This is a genomic window from Dietzia sp. IBK-p2-15D (assembly GCF_057773105.1).
The window spans coordinates 1-701 of the sequence record NZ_JBYMTK010000028.1 but is presented as its reverse complement, the minus strand read 5'-3'; the positions used below and the strand labels follow the sequence as shown (position 1 = coordinate 701).

The 701-nt window shown below is 48.2% G+C and carries 2 protein-coding genes; both read right to left on the bottom strand.

What is annotated here, in order from left to right; translation table 11 throughout:
• Positions 1 to 213: acyl carrier protein (locus tag AC3DEV_RS16695; RefSeq protein WP_488372815.1), on the bottom strand; the 213-nt coding region annotated here is incomplete at its 3' end.
• Positions 214 to 265: 52 nt separating this feature from the next.
• Positions 266 to 701: Rossmann-fold NAD(P)-binding domain-containing protein (locus AC3DEV_RS16690; RefSeq protein ID WP_488372814.1), on the bottom strand; the 436-nt coding region annotated here is incomplete at its 5' end.

Genomic DNA, 701 nt, shown 5'->3' with positions numbered 1-701 from the left:
CCATGGAAGTAGAGTTTCCATTAATTGCGCAGGGGTTTTGACATCCAGCAGAATATTAATAGGAATGGAAATATCGAATCTGTCTTCCAGCATCATTAAGAGATCCATCACTTTGATCGACTCCAGGCCAAGATCGTTGACGAGATCGCTGTCGGGCTTAATTTCCACACCGTTTTTGACCAAATCCTGTAAACAGGAAAGGATGTAATCCATTACTATTTCACGATTTACCATAGAAACGTTAACACACCTTTAAACAAGACAATCAAAATAGCCCGTTGCGTAATGCGTGTTCCAGGCTAATCCCGGGAAACCAATTAATATCTTCAGAAATACGGTTATTACTTGCCGACCAGTCGGCATGGGTTAATTCACGAATTTTCGAGCGAGTCAGCATCGGTTCTTTACCCGCCAGACGGCTCAACGCGGTACTGATATCCGCAAGGCAGGTGAGTAGCGGCTGAGGAATACCGACCATCCGCACGGAACCACAGCGGACATCGGCAACAAGCTGTTGGACACGTTGCCAGTCATAGCCTCCGGCGACGCCATCGCATAATTCATAGGTTTGCGTCTGTACAGTTTCGGCGCTTAACCACTGACCCACTGCTTGCGCAAAATCGGTGACGTGAAGAAAAGAGAGCTGTGTCTCTGGCGTGCCAAGTCGTGGCAGCAGACCGCGCAGCATCCAGTCAAACAGC